The organism is Kocuria atrinae C3-8 (genome assembly GCF_000286355.1).
Classification (GTDB): Bacteria; Actinomycetota; Actinomycetes; order Actinomycetales; family Micrococcaceae; genus Kocuria; species Kocuria atrinae_A.
Genome location: NZ_AJXN01000076.1, coordinates 1 through 24,350 on the forward strand (window position 1 = coordinate 1; position 24,350 = coordinate 24,350).

Sequence of the window (24,350 nt, forward strand, 5' to 3'; positions counted from 1 at the left end):
CCCACGCCCACCACGTGTTCGACATTGGATTCCGAAGTGGTGGCCGGGTCAGTCAAGCCCCAGCTCATCCTTCGAGTAGGCGTACAGGCAGGGCACTCCCGCGTATTCCTCGATGCGTTCCTTGGCACCCGTGCGGCGGTCCACGATCACGGCTACGGCCACCACGTTCGCTCCGGCCTTCTGCAGTGCTTCCACCGCGGTCAGCGCGGAGCCACCGGTGGTCGAGGTGTCCTCCACGACCACCACGTTGCGGCCCACCACACTGGGGCCTTCCACCTGACGGCCCATGCCGTAGGACTTCTGCGCCTTGCGCACCACGAACGTGTCGATCGCGCGGCCCTGATCACCGGCGGTGCGCATGATGGCGTGCCCCACCGGGTCCGCGCCCATGGTGAGCCCACCGGCGGCGTCGAAATCGATACCGGCCTTGTCCAGCAGGCCGAGCATGACCTGACCGACGTAGCGCGAGGCCTCGTGATGCAGGGTCACCCGGCGCAGATCCACGTAGTAATCGGCCTGGATTCCGCTGGCCAACGTCACGTTTCCGCGCACGATGGCCAGGCCCTTGATGAGGTCGCGCAGTCGCTCGCGAGCGGTGTCCAGATCCACGGGGGAGAAATTGGTGCTCATGGCGTCCAGCTTACGTCCCCGGGCGGGTTTGAGAACGGTCGGTGACGACGCCGCTCGGAGACTTCACGCGGCGGCCGCCGGTCGTTCGGTCAACCTTCGCAGTTTGGGGATCGGAATCTTGTAATTCACGGCCACCGCGGTGCCGGTTCCCTCGTCGGACGCCCATCGCAGCAGCGCTCGGTGCGGGTCCACGACCTGAACTTCTGGCGCGTTCTTGGGTGCACCAGTGTCGATCACCTCGGGGGTACCGTGGACCGGCAGTTGCCCCATGACACGAATGGTCAGCCCGAACTGCTCGGTCCAGAAATATGGGACGAAGTTCAGAGGCTCCGCCAGATCACCGCGCAACAGCGAGAGTGCAGCAACCTTGGCATGCTCGATCGCGGTGGTCCACAGTGGCTGTCGTTCGCCTTCCCAATGCGCAATGTCCCCCGCAGCCACGACGTGCGGCAACACCGTGCCGTCCTCGTGGAGAACGCGACCACGGGAATCGGTCACCACCCGGTCGCCATTGAGTAGACCGGATCCCTCCAGCCAGCGGTCATGGGCATGATCGCCGATAGCCGTGACCAATACGTCGCCGGTGATCTGGGACCCATCGCTGAGCTCGACAACCGTCGATTGTTCATCCGCAGTTGCCGACACCGCAGCTGCGTCAATGAACCGCACACCCTTACCTCTAGCGACATCGGTGATTTTTGATGCCAAGTACTCACCGAGGTGGCGCGTCATGGGAGTTCCGGAGCACACCACGCTAACGTGGCACCCTCGTTCCACTGCGCCGGAGGCCAGTTCCATGCCCAGTGCACCGCCGCCGACTACCACCACGACTTGGCCCGGGACGAAACGGGACTGTGCATTTTCCGCATCGTTCATGGTGCGGAGAGTCAGTTCGTGGGCACTGTCCGTCAGTTTTCGAGCGTCAGCACCCGTTGCGATGACCAGACCGTCGAAGGCCACCTCGGTGTCGTCCTCCAGAGTGACTGTGCGTTCGAACAAGTCCACGCCACGGGCCGGGACACCTTGTAATTCCAATCCACCATGAGTGGCTTCCGGCAGAAGATGAGCCGAAAGGTCCTGCCCGTCCACGAGCGCCGCCTTGGATAGTGCCGGCCGGCTGTACGGTGCATGACTCTCATCGCCCACGATTGTCAGGTGGCCGGTGAAGCCCGCGTCGCGTAGGGCGTGACAGGCAGTCACACCGGCAATGCCGTGGCCGACCACCACGATTCGGTTCATGTCCGCGGGAGCATGCTGGGCCATAAGGATCACGCCAATCGCAGAGCGGCCACAGGGCACACCCGCACGGCGGCTTGGGCCTTGGCCAGGTCGTCACCCTCGACCTCGGGAACGTCGATGATCAGTTCGGCATCGTCGTCCAGGTGCATGAGATTCGGTGCCGCTTCTTCACACAATCCGTGACCTTCGCAACGGGCCTGATCCAGTTCAATCCGCATGAGGTGTCCTCCTACTCGCGTGCTGTCTTGCTATGGGCCGCCAACCGGCGACTCCTTTCGAGTGTTGCCCAGATCACACAGTGCGTCCAATGCATAGATATCATTAGTTACATTCACGTTGTGAATAACCCCGGGTGCTACCCACAGAAGGAGAGCCGTGAAGAAGTCAGCTGGAGCGACGTCGTCGAACCTCACCGAAACTGAACCACAGGACACGGAACTCGCGCGGGCGGCGGCAATGGACTTCAATCTGTTGGTCCCCCTTCTGGCGGTGATCGAGGAACAATCGGTGACCCGCGCGGCGCAGCGAGTGGGCTTGTCCCAACCGGCCATGAGCCACGCATTGCGCAGGATTCGCCGCATGCTCAAGGACGACATCCTGATTCGCCGAGGCAACGAGTCCCTGCTGACGCCTCGCGCTAAGGAACTCCTGGGCCCGCTCAAGCACCTCGTGCGTCAGAGCACCACCCTGGTCCATGAAGCCACCTTCGAACCGGGCACCAGTCATCGGGAGATCACGCTCGCGTTGAGCACGAGCACTGCCCTCGTGGCCGGGTCGGATGTCTGCCGCGTGATCTCGGAACGGGCGCCGAACTGCACTCTGCGGATGATCACCACCGCCAATCCGTCCGACTCGCTGTTCACCCAGGACAACGTGGACGCAATCCTGCTCCCCGAGGCCTTCACCACGGGCCATCCGCGCGAGCGCCTCTACGACGATCGCTGGGTGGTGATTTCCGGCTCCTCTGCTCTCACCAACGAGAATGCGCTGGAGCTACTGGCTACCCTGTCCCACGTGATCTTCGACGCCCCGCGCATCTCGCGGCCCTATCAAGCACTCCACGAACACGGCGTCGAGTACTCGGTGCGCACGCGCATCAACGACAATCTGCTGATCCCCACCTGGTTTCGGGGCGGGATCTGATCGCCCTGCACCGCAGGAGCACCGCCGAACTCATGGACCCGATCACGGATGTCCACGTGGCCGAGTTCCCGCTGGAAATCCCCTCACTCGGAGTGGACATCGTCTGGAATCCCTGGCTCCAGGACGACCCGTTCCGCCAGTGGCTCGGGCACACCCTTAAAACCGCCACGGCCAGCGGATATGCACACTGAGAATGCTGGCTATAAGAACAATTCACTTGCCGGATAGACGCGCACACCGTTGACTGTGATGCACCACACACCTCTTGATTCCAGGGTGCGTGAGCATTTGTGACTCAGATCCGAAAGGTCAACCATGACAACGGAAACGGCTGTTCTGGACAGCGTGGACATCTTTGCCGACGAGGTCTTGGAGAACCCGTACGAGGCCTACGGGCGCTTCGGGATCAGGCCGCTGCCGTCTATATTCCGGCTCGCGATCTGTGGGCCGTCACCCGCTATGAGGCGGTCCGCGAGGCGCTGGGCGATCCGGGGACGTTTTCCTCCACCGCGGTGGCCTTCAACCCGCAGATGAATGAGGTGCTCAAGGGCACGACCCTGGCCACCGACCCGCCGGACCACCAGCACCTGCGCAAGGTGTTGTCCCAGAACCTGTCACCGCGTGCGCTGCGTTCCGTCAAGGCTGACATCGAGGCCAAGGCGGACACCATGGTCCGCGAGCTGGCGGAACGGGACGAGTTCGACGGCATGCAGGACCTCGCCCGAGCCCTTCCACTCAACGTGGTCGTGGACATGATCGGCATCAAGGATCCGGAGATCCGCGCCAAGATCCTCACGTGGGGTGAGGCAGCGTTCAACCTCCTCGGCCCCATGAATGAACGCGCGCAGGCGAGCTTCCCCGTGGCCAAGGAACTCTTCGACTGGACCCACAACATCCAGGTCTCCGACCTCACCGAGGGAAGCATGGGCCACGGTATCTTCGCCGCGGCAGAGCGCGGTGACATTGCCTACGAAAGCTGCGGCATGATCATCACCAGTACGTGGCCGCGGGCATGGACACCACGATCGCCTCGATCGGCAACGCCATCATGCTGTTCGCCGAGCACCCGGAGCAGTACGCGAAGGTTCGCGAGGATCCCGCCCTGGTTCCTTCCGCGTTCAACGAGGTGCTGCGCATGCACTCCCCGCTGCCCGCCACGGGCCGCAAGACGATGCGGGACGTCGAAGTGGACGACGTCGTGATCCCGGAAGGCTCCCAGGTTGCCTTACTGCTCGCCGGCGGCAACCGCGACGAACGGCACTACCCCAATGCAGACACCTTCGATGTCACCCGCAACCCCGTAGATCACTTGACCTTCGGGTACGGAATCCACGGGTGCGCTGGTCAGGGACTGGCGCGCTTGGAGGCCTACGCCGCGATCGGCTCACTCGCCAAGTACATCAAGAGCTACTCGGTCGGCGATTTCACGCGCAAGATCACTAACACCACGCGCTCCTACGAGAGCATCCTGGTGACGGACATCGTGCGCGCCTAGTTCATCGCGGTTCGACGACGCCGCTCGGGTGCGTTGCGCACGCAAGGTGCCCGAGCGGCGTCGGCCACTTAGATCCAGCCGTTAGCCCAGGCGACCGCCGGACTCGGTGAGATAGCACTGCCCGCACAGGGACTCGTAGGTGACCTCGACGCCGTCGATGGCGACCTGATCGCCTTCGAACACGAACTGCTCCCCCACCTTGCGGGTGTTGAACACGGCCTTGCGGCCGCAGCGGCAAATAGTCTTGAGTTCCTCCAGCGAGTGCGCGAGCTCCATCAAGCGCGCCGAACCTGGGAACGCCTGGGTGCGGAAATCCGTGCGAATGCCGTAGGCCATGACCGGAACGTTGTGGAGCACGGCAATGCGCAGCAGGTCATCTACCTGGTCGGTTTCAAGGAATTGGGCTTCATCCACCAGAACGCACGCAACAGGTTTGGCGTCCACGTGCTCGAGGAGCGCGTCCGGGTCGTCGCCGGTCGCATAGCGGTGGAAGAGTTCGAGCACGCTCGCACCGTGCGGGATTAAGAAATCCACCGTGCGTGTGACACCCAGGCGGGACAGGATCTGGTCCTCGCCCTTGGCATCGACCTGAGGCTTGGCGAGCAACACCCGCTGCCCGCGTTCTTCGTAGTTATAGGCCGCCTGCAGCAGACCCGTAGATTTTCCGGAGTTCATCGCGCCGTAGCGGAAGTAGAGCTTGGCCACGGTGGGACAGTCTATCGGCAGCAACCGACCGGGACGCGTGGATGTGCCATGGGGCCAAATCGATCACTGACCGGAAATCGCAGGTGATGGCATCTCCACCGGGCTGGCGGCTATCAGGCCAGGCGCCCTCGAATGAGCTGTCCCCGGCTGCGATTTGTCCTGGGAAACTATGCTTAACTGTCGGGAGTAATCCGGCGAACCCAGGTATAGGGGAGGGCGATCGTGCCAGTGAACGAGCTCGATTCGTCGTCTGGTGTTCCCCTGTATCGGCAGATCAAGGACATTCTGCGTCACGAGATCATCGATGGCTCCGCCGACCCTCAAACCCCCATCACTGAAGCGCAACTGCTGGACCGCTTCGACGTGAGCCGTGCGCCCATCCGTCAGGCTTTGAAAGAACTCTCGGTCGAAGGATTTGTCTACCGCAAGCAAGGCAAAGGAACGTTTCCCGTGCCGGGCTCTCGGGTGCATCGACCGGCTACTGTTCGCTCGGGTGCGCTGTATCAGTTCCTCGCCGACACGGGCCTCGACCCGGAGTCCACGGTCACTGGTGTCGAACGCGTGGTGCCGCCGACTCGGATTGCACAGAACCTCGATCTGTCCAAGGGTGAAGAGCTTCTGCACTTCACGCGGTTGATCTCGGTGGAGGGCGCCCCGCTCGTGGAAGCAGATGTCTACATCCGTGCTCCCAAGGAGTTCATCCCGACCGGGGGCGCGTTGGAAGAACGAGGCTCCGCGTTCGAACTTCTCGAGCGGCAGTTCGGCATCACACTGGAACGCGCTGAACATGAAGCCTGGGCTACAGCAGCTTCTCCGCAACAAGCGGAGACCTTCGGCGTCCCCGAGGGCAGTCCCTTGCTCGTCATCGAAACCCTGTTCTTTGCCACAGGTGGCCTTCCCGCCGGCTGGCGCACCGCCGTTCACCGTGCTGACGAGTTCAAGTACCACTTCATCACCGGCGCGTAGTCGAGCAGCCTCCGCAGGTGGAGCATTCAGTGTGCCCTTGGGGCCGCTGATGACACACCGTGGGCCATGAGGACCCTTGGGCGAGCCGTTAAGGGTTCTAGCGGAACATCATGCGATCGGGAGGGCTGCGGCAGCGCTTGGGATGAGATCCAGCTGCCACTCCCAGCCTCGTTAACACCCGACCCACCCCTGACCTGGGCCTTAAATCCAGCCTAAATTCCCAGCCGCACTCCACTTACGCTTTGGCATAACAATATGTATATTGGTGCCACAACGTTACTCAGATCACACCACAAGCGATGGCTACGGCCCGTATGGCGGACACGAGGCTCTCCGGTTCATCGCTTCTCACGTTGACGACCGCCAGCACCCGCCCCTACTTGCGAGCAGACCGACACGGCCCACCCCGGAAGGCCATTAACGGCAGCCACAAGCCAGGGGACGCGAAGTGCCCCACGCTCCACACCGCGTCACCCTCATGGTCGGTGACGCCGATGAAAGGTAGTGCCCATGACAGATTCAGAGACTGTCGGCAATGCAACGGTCAACACGGTTCTCGGTCCCATTCACGCCGATCAGCTGGGGATCGTTGCAGTCCACGAAGCTCTGCTCTCGGTGATCCCGGGAGCCCAGTTCGCCCCGGACGTGTCCATGGACCGTGCCGAGATCTTCGAAACTCTCGCCGCCAAACTCAAGGACTTCCGCGAGCACGGTGGCGGCACCATCGTGGACAGCACCGGCATGTTCCACGGCCGCGACCTCAAACTCTATGAGGCGCTGTCCAAGTCCACTGGTGTGCACATCATCGCGACCACTGGCATGGGACCGGAGGAAATGCTCGGCGGTTACTTCCTCACACCGCAGACCAATCCACCCACGCCGTGGCCCGCGGAGAAGTTCGCCGACCTCTTCAAGAAGGAGGTCACCGAGGGCATGGTCGTTCCGCGCGTTGAACGTCGCGCCGCAGCCGGCATGGTCACTACCGCAGCCGCTCGCGAGGGCATGACCCCCACCGAGGAAAGCCTGTTCCGCGGGGCCGCACGCGCCGCCCTGAACTCGGGGGTCCCCGTCTCGATCCGCTTCGGCGCGGACGCCCTCCACGACCTGGACATCGTGCTCGCCGAAAACATCCCCGCGCAACGCGTGGTGGTGGGCGGGCTGGATCGCAAGGACGCGGCGTCGTCGAACGCGGCGCTCGAGGTGGCCGCGAAGGGTGCGTACGTCGCGCTCGATCACGTGGGTCTCAACGACGACGCCGCCCACCTCACCGATGACGAGCGCGCGGCTCTTGTGCTCGAGCTCGTCGACGCCGGCCACGCGGACAAGATCCTGCTGTCCTCGAACGCGATTGGCGTTGCCAAGGGGCAACCCGACAACGACCTGCCCTTCAGCTATGTCGCGACCACGTTCGTCCCACAGCTCGTAGCCAAGGGACTCAGCGAAGAGCACGCGCGGCAAATCCTGGAGAGCAACCCGCGTGACCTGCTGACCGTGGCCCCGGCGCACCGCGCCGACCAATCCTGAATTCTTGAGGTGAAGAAGTTGTCGAAAGTAAACACCGTGCTGGGAACCATCCCGGCCGAAGAACTGGGCATCGTGGCCATCCACGAACACATCGGCTACGGCATGCCGGGCTCCGAACTGGACACCCAGTGGTGGAAGACCCCGGAGCAGCGTTACGAGGAAACCGTTCCCAAGCTCCGTGCGTTCCACGAGTACGGCGGCGGCTCATTCGTGGATGTGACCGGTATCTGCAACGGCCGCGACGTGGACTACTACAAGTCCCTGTCCGCCAAGACCGTCGTGAACATCATTGCGTGCACAGGATTCGTGGGTGGCGATACGGCCCTGCCGCACTTCGCCCGAGCCTCCGTGGAATACCTGGCCGAGGTGTTCATTCACGAGATCACCGTGGGAATCGGAGACACCGGAGCCAAGGCCGGCGTGATCAAGGTGGGCGTCTCCCGCGGTGGCAAGATGACCGATCTGGACAAGCGCATCTACCGCGCCGCCGCTCGAGCTGCGCTCGCCACGGGTGTTCCGATCCTCACCCACCTGGCGATCGATGCGGAAAACGCCATCAACATCTTCAACGAGGAGGGCCTGCCGCTGGACCGCGTGCTCTTCGGTCACGCGGATGACGGCGTCAACGCCCAGAACACGCGCGACACCTGGATTGCCGAGCAGGGCGGCCGCGTCGGTTTCGACACGTTCGGTTATGAGACCGAGCTGCCTGATCCGCCGTTCTGGGCCCGCCCCCGCAAGGAGCGCCTGGATCACTTCCTTCGCTTCCTGGGTGAGGGCCACCTCGACAAGGCTCTTGCCGGTGTGGACGCGAACTGCAGTCCTCTGGGCTGGCCGGGCGTGAAAGGCCACACCGTGAACTACCTGTTCGAGGACCTCATCCCGGACCTGCGCGAAGCGGGCGTGGACCAGGCAACTATCGACACACTCTTCATCCACAACCCTGCCGATTTCCTGTCGATCCAGAAATAGGCACTTCTCATGCGGGGCGGGACGACGGCGCTCCGCTCACCCCAGATCTCACCAGAAAGTGACAAACCATGAAGACTTCGGACCTTCAGAACCTGACCATCGCCATTGTGGGTGGCGGCTACGGCGGCGCGTCCGCGGCGGCCGCTCTGAGCGCCCTGGGCGCGAACGTGACCGTGTACGAACAGGCCTCCGGAATGCACGAGGTGGGCGCGGGCATCGGTTTGCGCCCCTCGTCCATGAACCGTTTCCGCGAGTGGGGCATCTTCGACAACATCGCCGCGGTGAGCTCTCCCAGTGACTACTTCGAGATTCTCACGGCTACCGGCGATCCCATCATGAAGGACGACTGGCCCGAGGACGGCGAGGAGAAGCACACCTACCTGATCCACCGCGGTGACTTCATCGAAGCCTGGTGGGTGCGCTTCCGCAGGGCATGGTCAAGCTCGGCCACAAGTTGGAGAAGATCGAGGACAACGGAAGCAACGCCACTCTCACCTTCACCAACGGTGAGGTCGTCACCGCCGACCTCGTGGTGGGCGCGGACGGCATCAAGTCCGTGGTGCGCAAGCAGCTGTTCAGCGACAATCAACCGGTGTTCTCAGGTGAGCATGCTTACCGCTCCGTGATCTCCATCGACGACGCCCACGGGATGATCAACGACGACAACTTGCGCATGTACATCGGCCACGGCACCAAGGTGTACTTGTTGCCGCTACGCCACCGGAACCAGGTGTCCTTCGACATCACCGCACTGATTCCGGACAGCACCTGGTCCCCGGACGTCACCAAGGAAGACATCCTCAAGACCGTTGAGGGCTTTGACGAGCGCATCGTGGACATCGCCCGCGGCCTGAACATGGACACCGTGAACCTGCGGGCCGTATACGACATCGACCCCGTGGACAACTGGCACTCGGACTGTGTGGCGTTGCTGGGCGATGCCGCCCACTCCATGCTCCACCACCAGGGCCAGGGTGCGAACTCCGCGATCCTGGACGCCGGTGGACTTGCCGACGCCTCAAGACGGCCGATACCGTGGCAGAAGCGCTGGCCCAGTACCAGGCCGACCGTAAGCCCGTGACCGACGAGCTGCAGCGGATCTCCCGTTCCGGCTGGACCGAGGACGAGGTCAACTCCGTGTTCCCCGGCCAAAAGCCCGAGAACCAGAACCCCGCCGAGCAGCAGGCTGCGGATCACGACACCGCCGACCTCGACTCCAGCACCAAGTAGGAGGCGCATCCATGACCATTCACCCCAAGATTGCCGAGTTCCTCAAGTCCCTTCCCGAGCCGGACGGTTCACCCCTGGACCCCGTGGCCATGCGCGCCGGGGAGAACGCTCAGGTGCCACCGGTGCGGATCGCCTGCCGATCCATGACGTGCGGGAGGCGACCGCAGCGACGTCGTCCGGAGACGTACCCGTGCGGATCTACACACCCGCCGAGGCCGAAAGCTACGGCGTGCTCGTGTACTTCCACGGCGGAGCGTTCTTCTCCGGGAGCCTCGAGACTCACGACCACATTGCGCGTTCGTTGGCCAAGGAGACGGGCCTCGAGGTCGTGGCCGTTGACTTCCGACTCGCCCCCGAGCACGAGTTCCCGGCCGGCCTGGAGGACTGCTACCGCGTGGTCCGCTGGGTTGCGGAGAACAGTGGGGAGCTGAAGTGGGACGGGCGCACGCTGGCGATCGCCGGTGACAGCTCCGGCGGCAACTTCGTCGCCGCGGTCGCCGCAAAAGCCCGCGACGACGGCTTCGACCGCATCACCCACCAGATCCTGTACTACCCGTCCCTGGACTTGGATTTCGATGTGGACCGCTACCCCTCCCTGCGCGAGAACGCAGAGGGTTACGGCCTGGAAACCGGCATTCTGGAACCGTTCAACGCGTTTTATTTCGAGAGTGGCGCGGATCGATCGACCCACTGGTCTCTCCGATCAAGCGCGAGGATCTCTCCGGGTTGCCCACAGCCCTCATCGTCACCGCGGAGCACGATCCACTACGCGATGAGGGCGAGCTCTACGGCAAGCGCCTGCAAGAAGCCGGCGTGAACGCCACCGTGTCCCGCTACGACGGAGCCAACCACGGCTTTGTCCAGCACTTCTCCTGTATCCCCGAATTCCAACGGGTGTTCACGGAGACGGCTGAGTTCCTGCGCCGGAGCTAAGACACCGGACTCAGCCACCACCCCTAAATAACGACGGCGGCGCGGACCCACGTGTCCGCGCCGCCGCTTTCAACCTGCCCAGCATAGAAAGCCTGTGATCCATCAGTTTCACTATGCGACAGCACTGAGTGACCCGAGAGGCCACCATGTCCACTTCAACTCGTACGAAATTCTGGACCTATGAGAACAAGATCGTCGCGATCTTCTTCTTCACCGTCGGCTTCGTGTTCTTCGACCGACTGATCCTCAACTTTCTGATCCCGTTCATTCAAGAAGACATCCATCTGGACAACAAATCCATCGGCCTGCTCGCGGCCGCGTTGTCCGTGACCTGGGCGCTCGCCTCAATCATCGGCGGGCGCATTTCCGACAAGGTCAAGAGCAAGCGTCTCTACCTGGTCATCCTGATGGTCGCGTTCTCGTTGACCTCGTTCTTCCAGGGCTTCGTAGTCACCTTCGCGCACCTGGTGATCCTGCGTTTGCTCATGGGGCTGCTCGAGGGCCCGATCATCCCAGTCACCCAGTCCGTGCTCGCCATGGAATCCTCGCCACGCCGACGCGGCTTCAACCTTGGCTTCACCATGAACACCGCAAACGGCTTGTTTGGATCCATCCTGGCACCGCTGGTGATCGTGGCCCTCGCAACCATTTTCGATTGGCGCACTGCCTTCTTCCTCACCTTGGTACCCGGCCTCGTGATGGCCGCGATCATTTGGAAGGTCATGCGTGAGCCCAAGGTCGACGACGCCGCTCTGGCGCCTTCCGCCTCGGATTCTCACGGTGCCGACGGGGCGGCTTCCGCAGCCCGCGTGCGCCCCAAGGGTCAGCTCAAAGAGGTGCTCAAGAACCGGAACATCATCCTGTCGATCCTGATTTTCAGCGGTTTCATGGTCTACCTGATGGCACTGATGGTGTTCGGTCCCGTTTACCTGACCAGCATGAAGGGCTTCTCGCCGGGCACCATGAGTATGGTCATGGCTGCATTCGGACTGGGCACCGCGGTGTGGGGTTTCGTGGTTCCGCTGATCTCGGATCGCATTGGCCGCAAGCCCACTTCGGTGATCTTCGGACTGTTGTCCGTGATGGCCCCGTTGAGCCTGTTGTTTTTCTCCAGCCCGTTGTTAATGGCCCTGGCGGTGTTCATCTTCGCCGCCGGTATGGGCGTGGGCGGCATGGCCATGTCGGTGATTCCCGCCGAGTCCGTTCCCGCGATCTACGCTGGCCTGGCCGTGGGACTACCCACAGGAATCGGCGAACTCATCGGCGGGTTCTTGAATCCCCTACTGACCGGCATCGCGGCCGATCAGTTCGGGCTTCCCGTGGCGCTGCTCGTGAGCTGCGGCGGTGCCATTGTCGCCACGATCTTTGCATTGTTCCTCAAGGAAACCGCGCCCCGCGTGGTGGGCCGACGGGAAGCAGACCGGAAGCTGGTGGAGGTGTAACCGGCGACCGCGCCGTCCACCGAACCGTGTGAGCCCCGCTGATCGAGTTGGTCGGTCCGCGGGGTTCACTCCGCTTATTTGGACCAGTCTCGAGCGCGCTTCGATCAGTCGTGGGTCATGAGCGTTGTCTGGATCCTCATGCCGTAGGTTGACGACTATGGAACAAACGGTGGCGGAGCTGTACCAGCGGTGGGCCGAGATCGAGGTCAAAGAACTGTCCCCGATTTTCTACGACTGGGCCACTTCCATTGCGGACGATTCCGAGGTGCTGGGGCTGATTGATGATCTCCCTACCTCGAAGCGCCAACCCAATCTGGTTTTCGCGGCCGCCCGTTTCTGTGGTGCACCAGTCGGATCGTATTCGGAACTGCGTCCTTCGTTACTATCGCGTTGGCTCGAGGTCGAATCGGTGATTCGGGAGCGGGCAACTCAAACCAATGAAGCCGGGCGGTGCGCCGTGCTCCTCCCGGTCCTGAGCCGACTGCGGGGGCCGCTCGCTCTCATCGAGGTGGGGGCGTCCGCGGGTTTGTGTCTTTATCCGGATCAGTACAGCTATCGGTACGATACCGATCAAGGTGTTGTTCCGCTTGATCCGACTACTGGACCCAGTTCGGTTGAGCTGTCCTGCCGCATTGAAGCGGACAGTGTCCCCAACCAACTTCCTACTGTCGTATTCCGTGCGGGGATCGACCTAAATCCGGTTGATCTACGAGATTCTGATCAAGTGAAGTGGCTTGAGACTCCGATCTGGCCGGAGCACGATGACCGCCGTCATCGCTTTCGGGCAGCGGCGGAGTTAGTTGCTGCGGACCCTCCGATGCTCGTGAAGGGTGATCTCCTCGACAACATTTCCGCATTAATCACCGAGGCCCCCAAGAACGCAGGCGTGGTGGTGTTTCACAGTGCGGTCCTCGTCTATCTGACGCCTGAACGCCGTGATCAGTTCGTCGAGCTGATGGAATCCATGCCTGACGTGACGTGGATCAGCAATGAGGGTGAAGACGTATTGCCCACGGTCGCTTCGCGGATCTCCGTACCTGTCAACGGACGAACCGTGCTCGCACTAAACGGCCGGCCGTGCGCAGTCGTTGGTCCTCACGGGCAGAGCTACGAACGAATCGGGATCGCTGAGGGAGCGAGCAAAAAACTGGCCGAAGGGCTATTGCGAGATGGCCCCAGGACTGATGCCATGGGGTATGGAAACTGATAAACAAGCGACCGGTTCAGATTCCAAACGCGGGATTTCCCAGACCATCAAATCTTTCATCCCATCCTTTTTGCTAGTGCTGATAGGTATCGGAACACTCGCCATGAGGGCCAACGGGATCATCAGCGACACAACATCATCGATTGTGTTCGCAGTCCTGATCGCTGCGGGATTGGTGATCTATGTGCTCCTGAACCATGTCCATGGACGGGAGTAACGCGAGCGACGCGGCTACTGCACCACACCCGCCTGCTATGCATACCCGTGCATCGTGGTGAAGAAGGGCGAGGGCTCCAACGTGGGGTCCCCGGTGTAACCCAATTCTTCCGCGACCGCAGCATACGGAGAGTACGGCGAATCAGAGTCGCGGAGACCGTCGGATAGGTAACGCTGAGCGGCGTCGGCCACGCGGGACTCGATGTCGATGCTTTCCTGGATCACGTGCCGTGCCTGGTCTCCTGAAACGCCGATCTCGTAGGCCTCGCCCGCGGCATTGCGGTAGGGGTGGCCCAGGAAGAGACGGGTGGGCTGCACGGCGTCCCGCAAGTACTCAAGGCTTGAACGGTAAGCGACCGGATCCTCATAGCCTGGGAAGCCGTTGGCCGCGCCGTGGATCTGAACAGCGTCGCCCACGAACACGTCTTTCTGACCGTCGATGCAGTAGGCGACCGAACCAGCGGTGTGACCGGGGATGTGATGAACGGACACGGTGACGTCGCCACCCAGGGACAATGTCTCGCCACCTCGAACCAGGACCTGTGGTTCCATCTCACCCGAGATGACCTGATTGGCCATGCCCATCTGTTGTTCTTCACCCTCGGGGTCGTTCAGGTACCGGGCTCGCGTGTCCATGTACTGGTCGACGTGGGCTCGCCGCGAGCGGAGGAGGGCGGCGTCGTCGTGATGGATGACCACCGTGGCCTTGCGGCCGGTCATTTCCCAGAGCGCATGCGCACCACCCAGGTGGTCGATGTGGCCGTGGGTGAGCAGGATCCAGCGAACGTCCTCGATGTTGCGGCCGAGCTTTTCGAGTTCGGGGGCCATGCCCTCCGCGGGAGAGGACGCGATGCCCGTGTCCACGATGGCGGGTTCCGGCGCATCGATGAAGAAGCTGTAGAGACCGAAGCGACCCCACGGTGAAACCAACGGATGGACGGGAACGCTGTGCGTCATGGTGATCTCCTACGGGACGAACGGCCGAGGACTGCTGAGTCCATTGTGCGGTGTGGTCTTGCACACACTAACTTTAGTATAATAATATTTCCAGAAAGTGCCCAGGGATCATGCCCGTCACCAGGACGGCGTGCACTCCGGCGCTAGTGAAGGAGCTACCCACTCATGGCCGAGTTCGAAACGCTGGATGCTGGCGGGGAATCCATAGCAGTTCGCAAAAACCTCAAAGTTCCGATGCGAGACGGCGTCAATCTGATTGCGGACGTCTATCACGGCACCGAGGATAAGCCTCGTCCCGCGCTCGTCGCCCTGAGCCCGTACGGCAAGGAATTGCAGGCCATGGCACTGACCATGCCCGCGCAGCGGCGACCCAGCCCCATGTGGGACGGGTGCATCGAAGCTGGCGATATCGCCCGCGTGGTCCAGGAGGACTACGCCCACGTCATCGGCGACCTCCGCGGCACCGGTCATGCCGAGGGTGAGCACATTGGCAATTACAACGCCGGTGGCGTCTCCTTGGGACAGGACGCCTACGACTTCATCGAATGGGTCGCCGAGCAGCCTGGTGCGACGGCAACGTGGGCATGATTGGCATTTCCTACTTCGGCTCCATGCAGGTGCTGGCTGCGGCCGAACGCCCGCCGCACTTGAAAGCCATCTTCGTCTCCGGTGGCCACTACGACTTCTACGAGACCACGTACCACGGCGGCATCATGTGGTTCATGCCGCGCGCCGCACGCGAGGGGCGCGGCGGCGATTCCGGCTGGGCCTTCACGGACAACGTCAAGTCCCGCATGCTCGAGACGTTCTCGCCGGGCGAGATCCAGGAGCGGGTCGCCGAGCGTTTGGCTGATCCCGACGTCGCCGCGTGGCCAAATCTCGTCCATGTCCTGAACTACCCCAAGAACCATGAGGCCTGGTTCGACATCATCACCAATGAGCTGGACGGTGAGTGGTACGAGGAACGCAATCCCATCACATTGGCCCCGAATATCGACATCCCCGTGTACCTGCAGATCGATCAGGGCCGCGGCTGGACCATGGACGGGACCATCGAACTGTTCGATGCTCTTCAAGGACCGAAGAAACTGGATATCGGGTCCTACCCTCCGATGCAGTCGCGCCCGTTCATCGAGGAACACGACAAGATGTTCCGCTGGTACGACTACTGGCTCAAGGGCATCGAGAACGGGGCCATGGATGGTCCCGCCGTCAACGTGTTCGTGGAAGGTTCGCGAGAGATCGCGTCTGGTGAGCAATGGCCACCGCTGCCGGTCGAGTACCAGCCGTTGTACTTGCGCCCCCGGCGAAAGCTGTCGTTCGAGCCTGAGCTGATGGGCGCTGAGTACGCGGCCCCGGACGGCTTCTATCAGGCGCCGCTCACCGTCACGGACAAGGTGGAGATCCTCCGCTGGGACACCGAGCCGTTCGAAAAACCTACGGAAATGATTGGCACCGGTGCCGCGCACATCTTCGCGGAGATCGACCAGGACGATACGAACTTCATCCTGCGCATGTGGGACACCGCTCCCAACGGGAAGCGTCAGCTGATTACCACGGGATACCTCAAGGCTTCACACCGCGAGCTGGACGAGCGTACGACCGAGGGCAACCCGTATCACCCGCACACTCGCACCGAACCGGTGGAGCCGGGGAGTATCCAGGAGTACGTGCTGCGGCTCTACCCGTTCGCGAACACCTTCAAGCAGGGACATCGGCTGACGGTGGAGCTATCCAATGCGGAGCCGCTGGCCGATGAGCACAACTCCTTGCTGCCCCCGGATGCTTTCCACCTGCCGGTGGGCCGCCCGGTCACGCACAAGATCTATCGGGACGCGAAGCATCAGTCGCGTTTGGTGCTGCCCTTCACAGTGCAAGGTCTTGAGGCGTAGACGCTAACGACACCTGGCTGGGGCGGGTAGGCGCAAACCCCGTGACCCACCAGAGGTCCACTGTTATCGTTGGCCCTCACGACGCACGGGGGCGAAGCGGCTTGTCACTAAGAAGTTCACCATGGACCGCGGAAGTCACCCGACACCTTTGGGACGAGGAGAACTGACATGGCCGGACTTGCACTCGTGACGGGAGCTTCATCGGGCATTGGGTTTTATCTGGCCCAGGGGCTTGCGGCCCGCGGCTACGACATTGTGGGGGTGGGCGCGAGCTCGCGCGTTGATGAGTTGCCCGAAAAACTTTCGAACGTGACCGTGCACCCGGTGCGTGCAGACCTCTCTAGCCCCGACGGGCCGAAAGAGGTCTGGGCAAGGGTCGAATCCTTGAACCGCCCGTTGGACGTTGCGGTGTTCAACGCGGGCAAGAGCTTGGGTGGCGCCTTCATCGACACCGACATCGACGACGAACTGCAGATGCTCTCGCTCAACGTCACCTCGCAGATCCTGCTGGCCAAGCCCGTAGTCCGACACATGGCCGAGCGCAGGCAGGGCAACATTCTGATCACCAGCTCGCTCTCCGCCACCACGCCCACCCCGTACGAGTCGATCTACGGCCCCACGCGAGCGTTCATGTACAGCTTCGCGCAGGGGCTGCGGGAGGAAATGCGCGAGTACGACGTCAACGTGACCGCGCTCCTGCCGGGGGCGACTGCCACCGAATTCCACGATCGTGCCGGAATGCAGAACACCGCTTTCGGCGACAATTCCACCAAGAACGACCCCGAGTTGGTCGCACGCCTCGCTCTGAACGGCCTCTTCGCCGGCCGTGACCACGTGGTCGGTGGGGATCGGAAGACCAGGCGGTCCGCGGTTCTCAACAAGTTCCTGGGTGAGCAGCGCAAGGCTCGGCGCTTCTCGAAGGATTCTCGCGAGCGGTAGTGGACACGCAGCGCTCGTAACCAACGGACACGATGGCCCCGGCCAGGTCCCCGTGTGCAGTACGTTTAGGTCACTGATGACCGCGAGGGTCCGGTGAACCGGCCTGCGGTCCGCGCCGGACAGCCAAGCGAGGACGTCATGACTCTTCCCACCTCATCCGATTCCACCCGGTCCGCCACGGAGCAGTTTCGCGCCGCTAGGGATCAGTTGTTGCGGTTGCGCACGGATCTCGACGCCGCTCATCGCGAGTTCGAGTGGCCCCGGTTCACGCACTTCAACTTCGCCCTCGACTGGTTCGACGCGCTCGGTCACGGCGAAGAAGCCGACCGCGAGGCCCTGGTCATCGTCGAAGAGAACGGCACCGAAACCCGCCGCACCTACCGCGATCTCTCCGTCCGGTCCTCGCAGTTGGCCACGTGGTTGCGCGAGCAGGGTGTGCAGTGCGGTGACCGCGTGATCCTCATGCTCGGTAACCAGGTGGAGCTCTGGGAAACCATGCTCGCGTGCACCAAGCTCGGCGCGCCCATGATCCCCACCACCGTGATGCTCGGCCCCGCCGACCTGCGCGATCGTGTCGAGCGCGGCAAGGCCAAGTGGGTGGTCACGTCCCACACCAACGCGCAGAAATTCGCCGACGTCGCTGGCGAGTTCACGATCATTGAGGTCGACGACCAGCCCGACTTCCGCAAGCCCGTTCCGCCATCGGCACTGCCGAGCAATCCGGCCGCGCCTTCCACTTCCCGGGGCGATTCCCAGGCCGACGACGACGCCGCTTCGCGCCCCGAGCGTTCCTCCACCGTGGGTGAGCATCCGGTCATCCATTTCGCGGACTCCTATTCGGGTCCGGATACCTTCGAGGTGCTCGAGCCCTCACCGGCGGATGATCCGCTGCTGTTGTACTTCACCTCCGGCACCACCTCGCTGCCCAAGCTGGTCGAGCACACGAACATCACCTACCCGGTGGGGCACCTGTCGACCATGTACTGGATCGGCTTGGAACCCGGCGACGTGCACCTGAACGTGGCCTCCCCGGGCTGGGCAAGCACGCATGTCGAACTTCTTCGCCCCGTTCATCGCGGGCGCTACGGTGTTCCTCTACAACTATTCACGCTTCGACGCCCGAGCTCTGATGGACCAGATGGAGCGCGAGGGCGTGACATCCTTCTGCGCACCGCCCACCGTGTGGCGCATGCTCATCCAGTCCGATTTGAGCCACCTCAAGAACCCGCCACAGAAGACGGTGTCCGCCGGTGAACCGCTGAACCCGGAGATCATTTCCCGAGTCAAGAACGCCTGGGGCACGGACATCCGCGACGGCTACGGCCAGACAGAATCTTCACTGCAGATCGCCAACACCCCGGGTATGCCGGTCAAACCGGGTGCCATGGGCCGCGCCCTTCCCGGATACGAGACCGTGCTCATCGACACCGCGACCGGGGAGGAACGCGCCGACGAGGGCGAGCTGTGCCTCCGGCTGGACCCCCGCCCCATCAGCCTGACCCCCGGCTATCACGGGGATCCGGAGAAGACCGCCGAGGCGTTCCGCGACGGCGTCTACCACACCGGTGACGTGGTCTCCCAGGACGAGGATGGCGTCTTCACCTACGTGGGCCGCGCCGATGACGTATTCAAGGCCTCCGACTACCGGCTCTCCCCCTTCGAACTCGAGTCCGTGGTGATCGAACACCCCGCCGTGGTCGAAGTGGCCGTGGTCCCCTCACCGGACCCCATCCGATTGGCTGTGCCCAAGGCCTACGTGTGCTCGGCAACGGGCACGAACCGAATGCGGAAACCGCCGAGAGCATCCTGCACCACTGCCGCGTGAACCTCGCAGCGTACAAGCGTGTGCGTCGCCTGGAATTCTTCGAACTACCCAAGACCATTTCCGGCAAGATCCGCCGCGTGGAACTGCGCGACCGCGAAATTCGACTGCACCCGGCAGCCGGTGCGGAACCGGCGGGCGAGCACGTGGAGTACGCAGACACCGATTTCCCCTCGCTGCGGGGCAAGTAGCCGAAGTGGCTCAGGGGCAGTCCCAGGGTGACGAACCTGGGCGCTGCATGCACCGGACCGCGCCCAACGGCGCGGCAGCAACATCCGAAGGGATAGCGGAAATACGCGGCGCGTAACCAACCGCGCGGAACGGCGCCCGAGCCGCGTCGTCGGCTCTATTCTGCGGTCCGCGCGATCGCGGAAACCTCGACCATGAACTGCTCCCGCGCCATGGGGGCGACCACCACGGTAGAGGTGGGCGGGACGTCGCCGGTGAAGTACTTCTTGCGCACCTCGCCCACCGCGCCCGCGTAGTCCGCGGAGGCGAGGTAGGTGGTCGTGGAGACGACGTCCTCCAGGGTGCCGCCGGCCTCGACGACCACGGCCTGCAGGTTGTCGAAAACCTGGGTGGCTTGGGCGGTGATGTTGCCCTCGCCCACGTAGGAACCGTCCGGGGCGAAGGCGACCATGCCGGACACGTGCAGCGTGTCACCGTCCAGCACGCCGTAGGAATAGGCGTTGTTGTCCGCGACGTGAGCGGGCAGGCAGGACGGAACGATTCTCTGGCGGCGGGGCATGAGCACTCCTCAAGAAGGCGAAAGATGAATCCGCTCAACCTTCCCAAACCCCCGTGACGGGTGCAACATAGAGGTATCACTTTTCGTGACTCGTCCTTCAGAGGCCGTGCATCATGCCGTCCCATCCACGTCACCGAGCAGCTACACCTTCCATTGACGACGCCGCCCCGCCGGGTGAGCGCGAGGGTCACGGTGAGCGCGACGTCGGCACAGCGGTCCGCGCTGTAGAGCCACCCGATCCCGCCGATCTGGCTGTTGACCTGCAAGGAATCCACAAGTCGTTCGGAAAAGCCCATGTGCCCAACGGCGTGGACCTGCAGATTCCCCGCGGAGTGATCGCGGGCTTCCTGGGGCCCAATGGGTCGGGTAAATCGACGACCATTCGAGTTCTGCTGGGGTTGTTGCGGGCGGATTCGGGCACCGCGACCGTGCTCGGACGAGATGCCTGGCGGGACGCCGTCGATGCTCACCGACACCTGGCCTATGTGCCCGGGGACGTGAATCTGTGGCCCGGGCTGACCGGTGGCGAATGCATCGACCTGCTGTGCCGGATGCGCGGTGGCACCCGAGAAGGCGCCGTGGCAGAGCTGACCGAACGGTTCCAGCTGGACCCCCGCAAGAAGTCGCGCGCGTACTCCAAGGCAACCGGCAGAAGGTCGCGCTGATCGCCGCGCTCGCCTCGGATGCCGAGCTTCTGGTCCTGGATGAACCGACATCCGGACTCGACCCGCTCATGGAGCGCGAGTTCCAAGAGGTCGTGCGGCAGCGCCGGGCCGAGGGCGTTTCCGTGCTGTTATCCAGCCACATCCTTTCCGAAGTGGAACAGCTGTGTGACACCGTGGCCATCATCCGCGAGGGCTCCGTGGTGGAGCAAGGCCGCTTGGAGGACATGCGCCACCTGACCCGGGTCACGATCGACGTGATCACCGCACATGACCCCGCGCTGCTCGATGACTCGATGGATCTGGGCGAGCTGCAAATCCATGAGATGGCCGAGGGGTTCCACATCACCGGGCAGGTGGAACCGGCCGCACTCCAGGACATGCTTCCCGGCCTCCACAGCTTGCACGTACGACAACTGCACGTTGCTCCGGCCTCGCTTGAAGAGTTGTTCATGCGTCATTACCGCGCGGAACCGCACGGTGAGGCGGGGCAGGCAGCTGGCCCGGGCGGCGTCGTCGGCGTGGAGACTCGCGCGCCTGGGAAGCCTGCGAAACCGGACCCGTCATGACACGCGAGCTGCAAGGCACGGCCACCTTGCTGAAGTTGGCGCTGAAACGCGACCGCATCCGGTTGCCCATCTGGGTCGTGGCCGTGGGACTGCTGCTGGCCGGGGGCGGTCAGGAACTCGCGCAGGTCTTCTCGAGCGCCGAGGAACGCCAGGTGCGCGCCACCATCATGGGACAGCCCAGCGGCATCTTCATGGGAGGCCCCGGCTACGGCCTGGACGACTACACCGTAGGGGCCATGATGGCCAATGAATACACGCTGTTCATCGTGGTGGCAGTCGCGATCATGGCCCTGCAAACGGCCGTGCGCCACACACGCGGTGAGGAGTCCGCCGGGCGGATCGAGCTGCTGCGCTCCACACGAGTCGGGCGGCACGCGGCACCCGCTGCGGCCACGGTCATGCTGCTCATCACCGCCACCTTGATCACGCTGGTGTGCGCCGGATCGATGCTAATGCTCGACCTTCCGGCCCAAGACAGCTGGGCCTTCGGCGCGGGGATCGGGGTGCAGGTGCTGGTGTTCGGCGCGGTGGGATTGCTGTGCGCGCAGTTGTCCTCCACTCCCCGCGGGGCCACGGGCCTCGGACTCGCCGTCCTGGTGGTGGCCGTGGTGGTGCGCGGAGTGGGCGACATCTTGGAATTGCACGGCAGTTGGCTCTCGTGGTTCTCGCCCGTTGCCTGGTCCATGCAGACGCGCGCGTTCGTGGAACTGCGCTGGTGGCCGCTTCTGCTGGCCGTGGGGCTCACCCTGGTTGTCACCCTGGCTGCGATGGCCCTGCAGTCCCGCCGCGACCTGGACGCCGGACTCCTTCCGCAGCGGCCCGGGCGGTCGCACGCCGCGAGTTACCTGCGCGGCCCACTATCCCTGGGGTTCCGGCTGACCCGCACCTCTAACCTCACGTGGTTGATCGCCTTGGTGCTCTTGGCCGTGACCTACGGATCCTTGGCACCATCATGCGTGACTCGTTCGCGGATCTCCCGGCCTCTTATCAGGCCATCATGGGCGGTTCGGATCGCGCGGTTCAGGGCTACCTGGACCTGGCCATGACCACCATCGCCTGCGGCGCGTCGGCCCTGGCCGTGGCACTCGCGTCCAGGCTCCACGGTGAGGAAACGGACGCTCGAACCGAACTCGTGTTGTCATTGCCCGTCGCTCGGATTCGATGGTTGCTGAGCTGGTGGGCGCTGGCCTTCGTGGTGTCCGCGGTGGTCCTGCTCGTGAGCACTCTGGTCCTGGCCGCCACCACGGACGCGGTGATCACGGTGGATGGCGTGTACTCGGGCCTCCTGCTGACCTGGGCCACGTACCTTCCCGCGCTCGCCCTGTTCGCATCCATCGCGGTGCTGGTCTACGCATTCTGGCCCCGCCTCACGGTGCTCGCGTGGGTACCGGTGTTGTTCGTGGTGGTCGTCGCCATCCTGGGGCCGCTTCTGAGCGTGCCTCGTGGGTCGCGGACCTCTCGCCGTTCCATCACGTCGCACGCCTGGCCATTGATTCCGCCGCCGACGCCGCCGCGCTCACCTGGATCTCGACCGTCGCCATTCTCACGGCCGCCTTGGCCGTGGCCGCGTTCCGTAGACGGGATATTCCCCGAGATTAGTAAGCAGGCTTATGAGATGATTGAGTAACCCGCACGGGTGACACATCTCAATCATGAACCGAGGCGACCATGAACCATTTGGTCAAGAAGCGCAGTCTTCTCGCTTCAGCAGCAGGCCTACTGTTCATCGCGACATCATGTACTCCCACGGAGGCCTTACCCGCTTACGACTCCATGGACGACGTCTATCGAGCCGTGGACGGTCACGTCGGGTGTGCAGATCACGTCCACGGGCCACCAGTCGAAATCTTGAATGCCGCTCAACCCACGGGTGAATCTCGCATGTGCACCAACTCCGTGGAGATCCTCTGGTTCAAAGCAGCAGAGACCCACCAGGAAGCGCGATCGATGGCCGCGAGCGCCGCCGATCCCTCCGGTTCAGTGCACATCGTGGAAGGCGCCAACTGGTTCGTCATCGACCTGTCCGAAGTTCAGCACCGTTCATTCCCGGATCGGGAAATCGACATGAAGGAACTCGCAGCCGCCCTGAATGCCAGGTACTCGATCGAGCAGTAGCCACGTGCATGTGACTGGTCAGAGCGTGGGAATCTATTGACTTTCGATAGATTTCAAACGACACTCAATGCATGCTCTCGGAACGCTGGGCCGTTGTGCCCCTCAGAATTTTCTTGGCGGTTCTCTTCGGAGTCCTCGTCCTGCTTCAGGTGATGTCCCTGCCCGGCCAATTTGCACATATGGCCCAGGAGTCACCGGACATTGCTCACCTGCGGTGGCCGCTGACTGCCATCACCGTGTTCTGGGTGGTGTGCGCTCAGGTCGTGGTCGTCTGCACGTGGAAGCTCTTGACGCTGGTGAGCCGTGACCGCATCTTCACGCCGTCCTCCTTGAAATGGGTGGACGCCATTGTGTGGGCCATTGCCGCAGCCTGGGCCGTCCTGCTGGGCGTGTTCTTGGCCGTAGCTTCAACGCCGACGACCCCGGACTACCCCTCTTAATGTTCCTCGTCTTGACCAGTGTCACTGTGCTGGGGCTGCTTATGGTGGTGATGCGAGCGCTCCTCCGCCAGGCCACCACGTTGCGCACCGACTTGGAAGCGGTGATCTGATGCCCATCGTCGTGCGCATCGATGTTGAGCTCGCAAAACGGAAAATGAGCGTCGGCGAGTTCGCGGACCGCGTGGGCCTCACCCCCGCCAACGTGGCCGTGCTCAAGAACGGCCGCGCCAAGGCCGTTCGTTTCACCACGCTGGACGCCATGTGTCGCGTGCTTGAGTGCCAACCCGGGGATCTCCTCGAGTGGGTCGAGGACTGACCCATGAAAAGTCTCCTCATCATCCTCATCGGCCTGCTGGGCCTGATCGTCGGTACAACGGGCCTGATCCTCGGTGAAGCTGACGACTCTCCTGGTCTACAGGGCCTGGGCGTACTTCTCACCCTCGGTTCCGTATTCCTAGCAGCAAGAGCCTTACGACTTCGAGCACGGGATTCACCCGGCGACCC

General features: G+C 63.1%; 27 protein-coding genes and 5 pseudogenes. 25 read left to right on the forward strand and 7 right to left on the reverse strand.

Annotated features, from left to right (window positions below; all coding sequences use genetic code 11):
• Positions 1-48: 48 nt before the first annotated feature.
• From pyrE to YO9_RS0108725, 3 genes are all read right to left on the reverse strand, one after another.
• Positions 49-630, reverse strand: a complete 582-nt coding sequence (gene pyrE, locus YO9_RS0108715; protein ID WP_016997133.1) for an orotate phosphoribosyltransferase — start codon at positions 628-630, stop codon at positions 49-51.
• A 63-nt stretch (positions 631-693) separates the two neighbouring features.
• Positions 694-1,893: an NAD(P)/FAD-dependent oxidoreductase gene (locus YO9_RS0108720; RefSeq protein WP_016997134.1), complete on the reverse strand. Its 1,200-nt coding sequence runs from the start codon at positions 1,891-1,893 to the stop codon at positions 694-696.
• 5 nt (positions 1,894-1,898) lie between these two features.
• Positions 1,899-2,087 (reverse strand): ferredoxin, encoded by a 189-nt coding sequence (locus tag YO9_RS0108725; RefSeq protein ID WP_016997135.1) that lies wholly within the window; start codon positions 2,085-2,087, stop codon positions 1,899-1,901.
• Positions 2,088-2,244: 157 nt separating this feature from the next.
• On the opposite strand from YO9_RS0108725, the gene YO9_RS0108730 reads away from it, so the two are divergent.
• Both YO9_RS0108730 and YO9_RS17640 read left to right on the forward strand, forming a co-directional pair.
• Entirely contained in the window at positions 2,245-3,012 is a 768-nt protein-coding gene (locus tag YO9_RS0108730; RefSeq protein ID WP_016997136.1) for a LysR family transcriptional regulator, read from the forward strand.
• Positions 3,013-3,044: 32 nt separating this feature from the next.
• On the forward strand, positions 3,045-3,203 hold the full coding sequence (locus YO9_RS17640; protein WP_016997137.1) for a hypothetical protein: 159 nt from the start codon (positions 3,045-3,047) through the stop codon (positions 3,201-3,203).
• Between the two features lie 423 nt (positions 3,204-3,626).
• On the opposite strand, the gene YO9_RS19850 is transcribed toward YO9_RS17640, so the two are convergent.
• Positions 3,627-3,944: a hypothetical protein gene (locus YO9_RS19850; protein ID WP_016997138.1), complete on the reverse strand. Its 318-nt coding sequence runs from the start codon at positions 3,942-3,944 to the stop codon at positions 3,627-3,629.
• An 80-nt stretch (positions 3,945-4,024) separates the two neighbouring features.
• Here YO9_RS19850 and YO9_RS17645 point away from each other — a divergent pair, with 80 nt between their 5' ends.
• Complete coding sequence (locus YO9_RS17645) at positions 4,025-4,507, forward strand: cytochrome P450 (RefSeq protein WP_262925625.1); 483 nt, start codon at positions 4,025-4,027, stop codon at positions 4,505-4,507.
• Positions 4,508-4,588: 81 nt separating this feature from the next.
• Here the strand turns inward: YO9_RS17645 and YO9_RS0108740 are convergent, their stop codons facing one another.
• Positions 4,589-5,212: a thymidine kinase gene (locus YO9_RS0108740; RefSeq protein ID WP_016997140.1), complete on the reverse strand. Its 624-nt coding sequence runs from the start codon at positions 5,210-5,212 to the stop codon at positions 4,589-4,591.
• Positions 5,213-5,434: 222 nt separating this feature from the next.
• On the opposite strand from YO9_RS0108740, the gene YO9_RS0108745 reads away from it, so the two are divergent.
• From YO9_RS0108745 to YO9_RS0108780, 10 genes and pseudogenes are all read left to right on the forward strand, one after another.
• Complete coding sequence (locus YO9_RS0108745) at positions 5,435-6,178, forward strand: GntR family transcriptional regulator (protein WP_031272959.1); 744 nt, start codon at positions 5,435-5,437, stop codon at positions 6,176-6,178.
• A 510-nt stretch (positions 6,179-6,688) separates the two neighbouring features.
• The gene (locus tag YO9_RS0108750) at positions 6,689-7,702 is read left to right on the forward strand and encodes a phosphotriesterase family protein (RefSeq protein ID WP_016997142.1); all 1,014 of its coding nucleotides are present in this window, start codon (positions 6,689-6,691) and stop codon (positions 7,700-7,702) included.
• A gap of 9 nt (positions 7,703-7,711) precedes the next feature.
• Complete coding sequence (locus YO9_RS0108755; RefSeq protein WP_016997143.1) at positions 7,712-8,674, forward strand: phosphotriesterase family protein; 963 nt, start codon at positions 7,712-7,714, stop codon at positions 8,672-8,674.
• A 68-nt stretch (positions 8,675-8,742) separates the two neighbouring features.
• Positions 8,743-8,955, forward strand: a pseudogene (locus YO9_RS21510) (FAD-dependent monooxygenase); the annotation flags it as partial.
• Between the two features lie 152 nt (positions 8,956-9,107).
• Positions 9,108-9,755, forward strand: a complete 648-nt coding sequence (locus YO9_RS17655; protein ID WP_396350736.1) for an FAD-dependent monooxygenase — start codon at positions 9,108-9,110, stop codon at positions 9,753-9,755.
• Entirely contained in the window at positions 9,710-9,904 is a 195-nt protein-coding gene (locus tag YO9_RS17660) for a hypothetical protein (RefSeq protein ID WP_223286306.1), read from the forward strand. Before YO9_RS17655 ends, YO9_RS17660 begins: the two co-directional genes overlap by 46 nt.
• A gap of 235 nt (positions 9,905-10,139) precedes the next feature.
• Positions 10,140-10,705, forward strand: a pseudogene (locus YO9_RS0108765) (alpha/beta hydrolase); the annotation flags it as partial.
• Positions 10,706-10,983: 278 nt separating this feature from the next.
• Entirely contained in the window at positions 10,984-12,279 is a 1,296-nt protein-coding gene (locus YO9_RS0108770; protein WP_016997145.1) for an MFS transporter, read from the forward strand.
• Positions 12,280-12,448: 169 nt separating this feature from the next.
• Positions 12,449-13,486: a DUF2332 domain-containing protein gene (locus YO9_RS0108775; RefSeq protein ID WP_016997146.1), complete on the forward strand. Its 1,038-nt coding sequence runs from the start codon at positions 12,449-12,451 to the stop codon at positions 13,484-13,486.
• The gene (locus YO9_RS0108780; protein WP_016997147.1) at positions 13,476-13,703 is read left to right on the forward strand and encodes a hypothetical protein; all 228 of its coding nucleotides are present in this window, start codon (positions 13,476-13,478) and stop codon (positions 13,701-13,703) included. The genes YO9_RS0108775 and YO9_RS0108780 overlap by 11 nt, the downstream gene beginning before the upstream one ends.
• Before the next feature lie 35 nt (positions 13,704-13,738).
• Here YO9_RS0108780 and YO9_RS0108785 read toward each other — a convergent pair whose 3' ends face one another.
• On the reverse strand, positions 13,739-14,659 hold the full coding sequence (locus tag YO9_RS0108785; protein ID WP_016997148.1) for an MBL fold metallo-hydrolase: 921 nt from the start codon (positions 14,657-14,659) through the stop codon (positions 13,739-13,741).
• 234 nt (positions 14,660-14,893) lie between these two features.
• Between YO9_RS0108785 and YO9_RS19855 the strand changes: the two are divergent.
• From YO9_RS19855 to YO9_RS0108800, 4 genes and pseudogenes are all read left to right on the forward strand, one after another.
• A pseudogene (locus tag YO9_RS19855) lies at positions 14,894-15,900 on the forward strand (CocE/NonD family hydrolase); the annotation flags it as partial.
• Positions 15,883-16,551, forward strand: coding sequence for a CocE/NonD family hydrolase C-terminal non-catalytic domain-containing protein (locus YO9_RS19860; RefSeq protein WP_262925628.1), 669 nt, complete (start codon positions 15,883-15,885; stop codon positions 16,549-16,551). The pseudogene YO9_RS19855 and the gene YO9_RS19860, both read left to right, overlap by 18 nt.
• A gap of 168 nt (positions 16,552-16,719) precedes the next feature.
• Positions 16,720-17,490: an SDR family NAD(P)-dependent oxidoreductase gene (locus YO9_RS0108795; RefSeq protein ID WP_016997149.1), complete on the forward strand. Its 771-nt coding sequence runs from the start codon at positions 16,720-16,722 to the stop codon at positions 17,488-17,490.
• A 138-nt stretch (positions 17,491-17,628) separates the two neighbouring features.
• Positions 17,629-19,503 (forward strand): annotated as a pseudogene (locus tag YO9_RS0108800) (AMP-binding protein).
• Positions 19,504-19,658: 155 nt separating this feature from the next.
• Here YO9_RS0108800 and YO9_RS0108805 read toward each other — a convergent pair.
• Positions 19,659-20,060 carry a RidA family protein gene (locus YO9_RS0108805; protein ID WP_016997151.1) on the reverse strand — a complete coding sequence of 134 codons (402 nt, stop codon included), beginning with the start codon at positions 20,058-20,060 and terminating at the stop codon, positions 19,659-19,661.
• A gap of 113 nt (positions 20,061-20,173) precedes the next feature.
• On the opposite strand from YO9_RS0108805, the gene YO9_RS20805 reads away from it, so the two are divergent.
• The 8 genes and pseudogenes from YO9_RS20805 to YO9_RS17665 all read left to right on the forward strand — a co-directional run.
• Positions 20,174-20,725 carry an ATP-binding cassette domain-containing protein gene (locus YO9_RS20805; protein ID WP_317259800.1) on the forward strand — a complete coding sequence of 184 codons (552 nt, stop codon included), beginning with the start codon at positions 20,174-20,176 and terminating at the stop codon, positions 20,723-20,725.
• Between the two features lie 35 nt (positions 20,726-20,760).
• Entirely contained in the window at positions 20,761-21,291 is a 531-nt protein-coding gene (locus tag YO9_RS20810) for a hypothetical protein (protein ID WP_317259801.1), read from the forward strand.
• Positions 21,288-22,337, forward strand: a complete 1,050-nt coding sequence (locus YO9_RS0108815; RefSeq protein WP_016997153.1) for an ABC transporter permease — start codon at positions 21,288-21,290, stop codon at positions 22,335-22,337. Before YO9_RS20810 ends, YO9_RS0108815 begins: the two co-directional genes overlap by 4 nt.
• A complete protein-coding gene (locus tag YO9_RS0108820) occupies positions 22,289-22,918 on the forward strand; it encodes a hypothetical protein (RefSeq protein WP_031272965.1) in 630 nt (209 codons plus the stop codon). Before YO9_RS0108815 ends, YO9_RS0108820 begins: the two co-directional genes overlap by 49 nt.
• 41 nt (positions 22,919-22,959) lie before the next feature.
• Positions 22,960-23,406 (forward strand): hypothetical protein, encoded by a 447-nt coding sequence (locus YO9_RS0108825; RefSeq protein ID WP_223286307.1) that lies wholly within the window; start codon positions 22,960-22,962, stop codon positions 23,404-23,406.
• Positions 23,407-23,585: 179 nt separating this feature from the next.
• Positions 23,586-23,956, forward strand: a pseudogene (locus YO9_RS21515) (DUF2975 domain-containing protein).
• Positions 23,956-24,162: a helix-turn-helix domain-containing protein gene (locus YO9_RS0108835; RefSeq protein WP_016997155.1), complete on the forward strand. Its 207-nt coding sequence runs from the start codon at positions 23,956-23,958 to the stop codon at positions 24,160-24,162. The pseudogene YO9_RS21515 and the gene YO9_RS0108835 overlap by 1 nt, the downstream one beginning before the upstream one ends.
• A gap of 3 nt (positions 24,163-24,165) precedes the next feature.
• A partial coding sequence (locus tag YO9_RS17665; protein WP_223286308.1) for a hypothetical protein occupies positions 24,166-24,350 on the forward strand: 185 nt, incomplete at its 3' end.

Coding starts and splice junctions, on each gene's coding strand:
- pyrE (WP_016997133.1), bottom strand. CDS start 630: ATGAGCACCAATTTCTCCCCCGTGGATCTGGACACCGCTCGCGAGCGA.
- YO9_RS0108720 (WP_016997134.1), bottom strand. CDS start 1,893: ATGGCCCAGCATGCTCCCGCGGACATGAACCGAATCGTGGTGGTCGGC.
- YO9_RS0108725 (WP_016997135.1), bottom strand. CDS start 2,087: ATGCGGATTGAACTGGATCAGGCCCGTTGCGAAGGTCACGGATTGTGT.
- YO9_RS17640 (WP_016997137.1), top strand. CDS start 3,045: ATGGACCCGATCACGGATGTCCACGTGGCCGAGTTCCCGCTGGAAATC.
- YO9_RS17645 (WP_262925625.1), top strand. CDS start 4,025: ATGGACACCACGATCGCCTCGATCGGCAACGCCATCATGCTGTTCGCC.
- YO9_RS0108750 (WP_016997142.1), top strand. CDS start 6,689: ATGACAGATTCAGAGACTGTCGGCAATGCAACGGTCAACACGGTTCTC.
- YO9_RS17655 (WP_396350736.1), top strand. CDS start 9,108: ATGGTCAAGCTCGGCCACAAGTTGGAGAAGATCGAGGACAACGGAAGC.
- YO9_RS0108770 (WP_016997145.1), top strand. CDS start 10,984: ATGTCCACTTCAACTCGTACGAAATTCTGGACCTATGAGAACAAGATC.
- YO9_RS0108780 (WP_016997147.1), top strand. CDS start 13,476: ATGGAAACTGATAAACAAGCGACCGGTTCAGATTCCAAACGCGGGATT.
- YO9_RS0108785 (WP_016997148.1), bottom strand. CDS start 14,659: ATGACGCACAGCGTTCCCGTCCATCCGTTGGTTTCACCGTGGGGTCGC.
- YO9_RS0108795 (WP_016997149.1), top strand. CDS start 16,720: ATGGCCGGACTTGCACTCGTGACGGGAGCTTCATCGGGCATTGGGTTT.
- YO9_RS0108805 (WP_016997151.1), bottom strand. CDS start 20,060: ATGCCCCGCCGCCAGAGAATCGTTCCGTCCTGCCTGCCCGCTCACGTC.
- YO9_RS20805 (WP_317259800.1), top strand. CDS start 20,174: ATGCCGTCCCATCCACGTCACCGAGCAGCTACACCTTCCATTGACGAC.
- YO9_RS0108815 (WP_016997153.1), top strand. CDS start 21,288: ATGACACGCGAGCTGCAAGGCACGGCCACCTTGCTGAAGTTGGCGCTG.
- YO9_RS0108820 (WP_031272965.1), top strand. CDS start 22,289: ATGGGCGGTTCGGATCGCGCGGTTCAGGGCTACCTGGACCTGGCCATG.
- YO9_RS0108825 (WP_223286307.1), top strand. CDS start 22,960: ATGAACCATTTGGTCAAGAAGCGCAGTCTTCTCGCTTCAGCAGCAGGC.
- YO9_RS0108835 (WP_016997155.1), top strand. CDS start 23,956: ATGCCCATCGTCGTGCGCATCGATGTTGAGCTCGCAAAACGGAAAATG.